Annotated in this window: 3 protein-coding genes; all 3 read left to right on the forward strand. The window is 46.0% G+C overall.

What is annotated here, in order from left to right; all coding sequences use genetic code 11:
- The first annotated feature begins 180 nt into the window (after nucleotides 1-180).
- The 3 genes from CYR52_RS21870 (at nucleotide 181) to CYR52_RS21885 (ending at nucleotide 6,195) form a co-directional block, all read left to right on the forward strand.
- Nucleotides 181-822, forward strand: a complete 642-nt coding sequence (locus CYR52_RS21870; RefSeq protein WP_101829431.1) for a hypothetical protein — start codon at nucleotides 181-183, stop codon at nucleotides 820-822.
- Nucleotides 823-1,684: 862 nt separating this feature from the next.
- Nucleotides 1,685-4,204, forward strand: a complete 2,520-nt coding sequence (locus CYR52_RS21880; protein ID WP_101829432.1) for a DUF2345 domain-containing protein — start codon at nucleotides 1,685-1,687, stop codon at nucleotides 4,202-4,204.
- A gap of 2 nt (nucleotides 4,205-4,206) precedes the next feature.
- A complete protein-coding gene (locus CYR52_RS21885) occupies nucleotides 4,207-6,195 on the forward strand; it encodes a lipase family protein (protein ID WP_101829433.1) in 1,989 nt (662 codons plus the stop codon).
- The last annotated feature ends 163 nt before the right edge of the window (nucleotides 6,196-6,358 follow it).

The raw sequence follows: 6,358 nt of genomic DNA on the forward strand, positions 1-6,358 counted from the left end.
CAGCACAACAGTCCCGGGCATCGGCCTTATGCGCTTTGGTTCACAGCGAAGGGCGGTAGCGTGTCTGAAAAGGAGAGGCAGGACGACGCAGAGGCTATCCGCAGCGTCTGGCGCAGAGGGGAAGAGGAAGAAGTTATGCTGAATTTTGATTACTTCTCTGAAAAATAAAGGATACCCGATATGGATAGTGCAAAAGAAATTGCCCAGGATATGCTGGATGCAATTAACATCGATGGTTCTGGCTTCTTTGGGGCAGTAGCAAAAGGATTTATTTCATTTCCAGTCAGCTTTTATTATCTGGGCTATGACTATATAGATACCGATCACAGAAGGGAAAACCTTGATGACAAGATGAGAATGGCCAGATTGGTTAAATCGGGTAAGTTAAATAGAGAAGCAGTTGAGGAAACTATCAGCGTGTTTATGGATGATTTTTCTTCACGTATCGATATAGAAAAGGTGACCAACATAGTAAAAAAAATTGCCGGCACTACAGTTGGGAAAATGTCATTTTCACAATTAACAGGGGTCAATATAGGTAAGGCGATTACAACCCGTGCTGTAACAGCTCTTTTTGCAGGAACAATGGCCGGGGTATTACTCACGGTTGGATCCGAAACATCCAGAGCAATCTATACATCCAGATATTTACGTGAAAGAAATCCTTCAATTTACTATAAATTAAAAAATGCGGGAGACCTGGATCTTTTATATTTTCTTGTTGAGGATACTGTCAGGCCATTTGAAAAGGCTTACGAGATCGATGATGTAAACCCGGAAGAATTTAATAAAATTTGCAAACACTTCTTTGGTGGCTTATGAATGTAAGAAGAGTCTTTATAGTGATAATTTCATATGCTTCTTGTGCCATCGCAGGAACATTGACTGCTTTTGGGATGATCTCCTTTTTTTGGTTCTTTTTTTTCTCAGAGAGTGATAACAGGTTTTATTGGGGCAGTGGATCGGCCTTATTGATTTTCACAGGATATCTAATCTATCGATTTGCCTTTCCTAATATTCAAAGTAAATGGGATGACTATTATTAACCTGAAGAAATAATAATCGTCGCCAGAAAGCGTTTAGTGAAATCGCCCACTCTCCTGGTGAACTATGGATTTGAAAAAAACAGCACTTACCCTGCTATCTATGGCGATACGCTGGTTGGGCTTAGGCTTGGGTTCAACCGGAATGCTCTGGTGCGCATGGTTTCTATTTTTCTCGCATAATGACTATCGCATTTACTGGGGGCTATATTGCTTAATCCAAGCGTATACCGGCTTCCTGATTTTCAGATTTGGACTGAATAACATTAGCAATGAATTTGATAACCACTAACTTTCATTTGATTAAATTCTGGTGCGCGATAGTTTAGGTACGGGATTGTTTTTATGAAAATAAATAAAGTAGTGCTGATAATAATTTCCAGAATTGTCTGTGGGGTGGGGTTGACTTTAGGATCCTTTGGAATGATAGGCTCTATCTGGTTTTTCTTCATCTCATCAAATATAGACAGATTCTATTGGGGAGGTGGGGCGGTTTTTTTATTTATTATAGGCTATTTAATTTATCAGTTTGGGAATTCTCATATCTATGATGAATGGGATGATTACTACTGATGATTCCCTGTCACCCAGCATTGATTAATCTTATGACATAATGTCAGTATATAGGCAGAAAATTAAAAATGAATATATTATCTAAGCTGACTGGAACAACGCTCAATCGTTATAGCCTGACTATTCCATCCTGTCCTTATCCGATGGATGTAGAAAGATTTGAAGGGCTGGAGCAACTGAGTGTTTTGTACCATTACACCATTAAATTTACCACTCCTCCTCTAGCGCTCACCGCTGACATGTTTTTGAATAAACCCGCCACCTTGAGCATGGGGCTGGGAGACCTGCTAAACCCAGTGACGGGAAAAGTGGTACACGGTGTAGTGACACATTTTAGGCGTATATCAGGTTCACATGATCAGGTTATGTACGAGATTATTGTCGAACCTTTCCTGGCCCTGCTGGGCAACCAATTCCGCACCCACCGTTTCTTCGTTAATAAATCCGTGCCGGAAGTGGTCACGCAAATCCTGGATGAGCACAACCTGAAGGGCTGGGAATATGAGTTCATCCTGAAACAGACGTATCCGCGGCGTGAACAGATAAACCAGTATCAGGAAAGCGACCTGGCGTTTATCCAGCGCCTGCTTTCTGAAGTGGGCATCTTTTACTTCTTTACCCTGCAGCCCGATACCCAGACCGAAGTGGTGCATTTTGCCGACAAACAGAGTGCCTATGAGTTTGGGAAAACCCTGCCGCTGAACAGCCCGTCAGGCATGAGCGATAACGGAACAGAGTCAGTCTGGGGACTGAACGTGCGCCATAACGTGGTGCAAGCCGGCGTCACCGCCAAAGATTACAACTACCGGGAAGCGCAGAAAGTCTTGCAGTCCGCCAGGGCAGATATGACGCGCGGTGACGGGGAGGGCATTACCTATGGCGAAGTGTACCACTACAAACCGCGCCATCTGGACACCGGGGATAAGCTCGACCCGGCCGCGGAAACCGCCAACTTCCTGGCGCGGCTGGATCATGAACGTTTTTTAGCCAATCAGACGCTGATCACCGGCATCAGCACGGATGTTACGCTCCGCCCCGGTCAGGTATTGACGATAACCGACAGTACGGTGCCTTCCACATTGCCGGAATTACTGAGCCTGCCGATGGTACTGATCCGTACAGGATTCACTGCCAGTCGTAAAGAGGCACTAAAAGTGACGTTGGCCGCCGCGCCTTACAGCGAAACCCTGTGCTGGCGTCCGCCCCTGCTGCCGCGCCCGACCGTGAGCGGCACGCTGATGGCGCGGGTCACCAGCGCCAAAGCGGATGACATCTACGCCTGGCAGGATGCAGCGGGGCTGTACCGGGTGAAATTCGATGCTGACCAGGATGAAAAAAAACCGGGACAGGAGAGTATGCCGGTGCGTCTGGCGAAACCCTACGGCGGCGATGTGTATGGGTTTCACTTCCCGCTGATACAGGGCACGGAAGTCGCCATCGCCTTCCATGACGGTGACCCAGACCGCCCCTACATTGCGCATGCGCTGCATGATTCCCGCCACGTTGACCACGTCACGGATAAAAACAACACGCGCAACGTGATGCGCACGCCCGCCAATAACAAATTCCGCATGGAAGACAAACGCGGCGAGGAGCACATCAAGCTCAGCACCGAGTACGGCGGCAAAACGCAGCTGAACCTCGGGCACAACGTGGATGCCGCCCGCACCCTGCGCGGGGAAGGGTTTGAGCTGCGCACGGACGAGTGGGGGGTGATCCGGGCGGGTAAGGGTATTCTACTCACGGCAGATGACCAGCCGGGGGCCAGTGGTCAGATGCTGGAAATGGATGAAGCAATAGCGCAACTGGAGCAGGCGTTAACATTGGCGAGGAGCCTGGCTAAGGCAGCTGGAACAGCAAAGGCCACCCCAGGGGACACAGCCAGCCAGAAGGCGCTGAACCAGTCGCTGGAGCATCTGAAAGCGGCAGGCATTATTGCCAGTGCCCCTGCTGGTATCGGATTGGTGAGCCCAAAAGCGATACGTCTGGCTTCGGGCGGTGAGAGCGTAGGGGTGATGTCGGGAGGGAACACAGACATCAGCTGCGGTAAATCTTTTACCGTGGCAGCCAGTGATACAGTAAGCCTGTTTGCTCAGGGTGCCGGTATGCAAATGTTTGCCGGAAAAGGCAAAGTAGACATTCAGGCTCAGAGTGATGAACTGAACGCGACAGCATTAAAAGATATCACGCTCCGTAGCACAGAAGGAAAAATTACGGGGAATGCCAGTCAGGAACTGGTACTGACTTGTGGTGGGGCTTATATCAAGCTTAGCGGCGGAGATATCGAACTGGGTTGCCCCGGCAATATTCTGCTGAAAGCAATGAATGTTCAGAAGATGGGGGCAACGAGTCTGGATGTACCACTCCCAACTTTCCCTAAAGTCTTTGGTGAGGGTTATACGATTAAATCACAGGAGACAGGGAGAATTATGCCTTTTACAACGTACCGAATTACTACAGGAGAAGGTGAGGTATTTGAAGGAATCTCTGACCCCGAAGGTAAAACCGCAGTGATTTATACCTCAATGCCTTCGGCACTTAAAATAGAGTTCCCACGTAATAAACCTGAGAGCAAGGATGCTGAATAATTATGGTAACTACATCCGTTAAACAAAAATTTCCTGATTCGTTTGCAAGGGAACAAACGCCTTATTGGGTTGAAATCCAGTTAGTCGATGAAGAAGGAAAAGCCGTGCCGGGTATGCCATGGCAGGCAGAAAACAGTGCGTCCCATAGTGGGCATGAAAAGGAACTTAAAGGCCAAAGTGATGCCGGTGGTCTTATCAAAATAGAAATGCGCCATGGGTCTGAGTTAACATTCAGTATTGATGCTAACGCCCTGGCGAAAGAAATGGAAAAACGCTTCTTACGTATAAGCAGGGAACCTACAGATTCTTTGGTGCGTAAAGAGGCTGAGCGTAATGGATATATCTGGCACTATGCAGTGATAGGCGAGTTGTGCCGGACGTACCCGGATATTGAGAAAAGGAAAGGGGAGCCTTATCCACCCCCATTTCATTTCCCTCGTGATAAATCGCTTAAAGGGTTTAAAATAAGAACAAATGAATTAGAAAAAAGGCATGTGATTGAAATATGCCCTTTCAGAGCATGGGAGCTAATTTTACACCATCAGAAAGACTATTCAATGGCAAATGCAATTAATCTGGGGGTTACCTCATCATTAGCCTATGTCGATGATAATTTTCTGGATACAGCATCTATAACTCAATTTTTTATTAGCCAGTGTCAGGATTTATCACAAATACCGAAATTGTATAAGGATAAATTCGCTTACAATGCCCTGGTTCAGGATGTTCCATTCAGTGACCGCTATTTCCCCCCGGTTTTTATGGATACGTCCAGAGATACATCTAACCTGCCAAAAACGAATGCAAGTAACAAAAGCGCTGCGACCAATGCAGACGGCGATACACAGCTATTTTATGTGTATAATAACAAAAAGGTTATCATTGCCTGGCGAGGGACGGCCGGGATATATGATATAGGAACAGATCTTGTATTCCGCCCGATAGATACTGAAAGTTGCAATATTACCAAAGCGCAGTGTACAACCCTTTTTGAAAAAGGAAAGGTACATGCAGGGTTCTGGAATGGTTATTGTCGGGTTGATAAAAAATTCCAAGATGAAATTAAAAGAATGGAAGATTTATTTCCCAACTTACAGGTCTTCGTTTGTGGTCATAGCTTGGGTGGTGCATTAGCCTTAATTCATGCGGCTTTCTTAAAAAATTATGATCCACTTTTATATACTTACGGAATGCCGCGCACGTTTACCCGGGATGCTGTAGGGCAACTGGCGAATGTTGTTCACTTCCGCCACGTGAATAATAATGATCCTATTCCTGCTGTTCCACCCGAAGCTAATGTCGACAATGTGCTTTATGAATTATGGGGGCCCGTCGGGGGCGTATTGGGGGGAGTGTGGTCAACCGTTGAGCTTGCCGCATGGCAACTTGCAGAGTGGGGGGATTGTTTCTGGCATCATGGCAAGCCGGTTGTATTTCTTACCACCACACAAAGCCGGGAGTGGAAAGATTGTAAAACAAGTCGTCCGCAATCCGCCGGATGCATAACGATAAAAAAAACGCTGCCGATAAAAGTTAAGCTTTATCTGGTACCTGCACTGGCGGAACAGGCTGCCCAAGAGGCAGGAAAAAAACAAAAAACATTTAATGCCGCTTTGACAAAATCGGATTTAGATAAATATTTCCCTGATGGGAAAAACCCTGAGAGAGGTGCCGATCTCACTTTTGGGGAGCATTTTATGACAGCTTATATGCCTTATATAAACAACAAGTTGCTTGAGCTTATCGACGCCAAAGGATTAAGTGAAAAGCATAAATTCACTGAGCACCACGATAAGATAAAAAGATTTCAGGAACAGATGTCAAAGGAAATTCATGAAATTCCTAAGAGCGAGTTTGAAAGGAATATCATATTTCTTGAGCTGGAAAGTTTGTTAGAGAATTCACTAAACCCCACGCTTTCAATGGAAAAAGGCAGTGAGTCTCTTGAGCGATTCGCTTACTATGGGGAGGAGGAGGTTGAAGATGCATAAAATAATTAAACTATCATTAGTTTGCTTTACCGTTTTTATACTAAGCAGCTGCGTCAATGCAAATAATAGTGCCTTGTCGCCTCCCGCTGAGACTAAATGGGTCAATGTTGAAGTTAAAAACCCTTCACCTTATACAAAACCCTTTCCTCTTGAGGTAACGTAT

Source organism: Chimaeribacter arupi, from assembly GCF_002858805.1.
Taxonomy (GTDB): domain Bacteria; phylum Pseudomonadota; class Gammaproteobacteria; order Enterobacterales; family Enterobacteriaceae; genus Chimaeribacter; species Chimaeribacter arupi.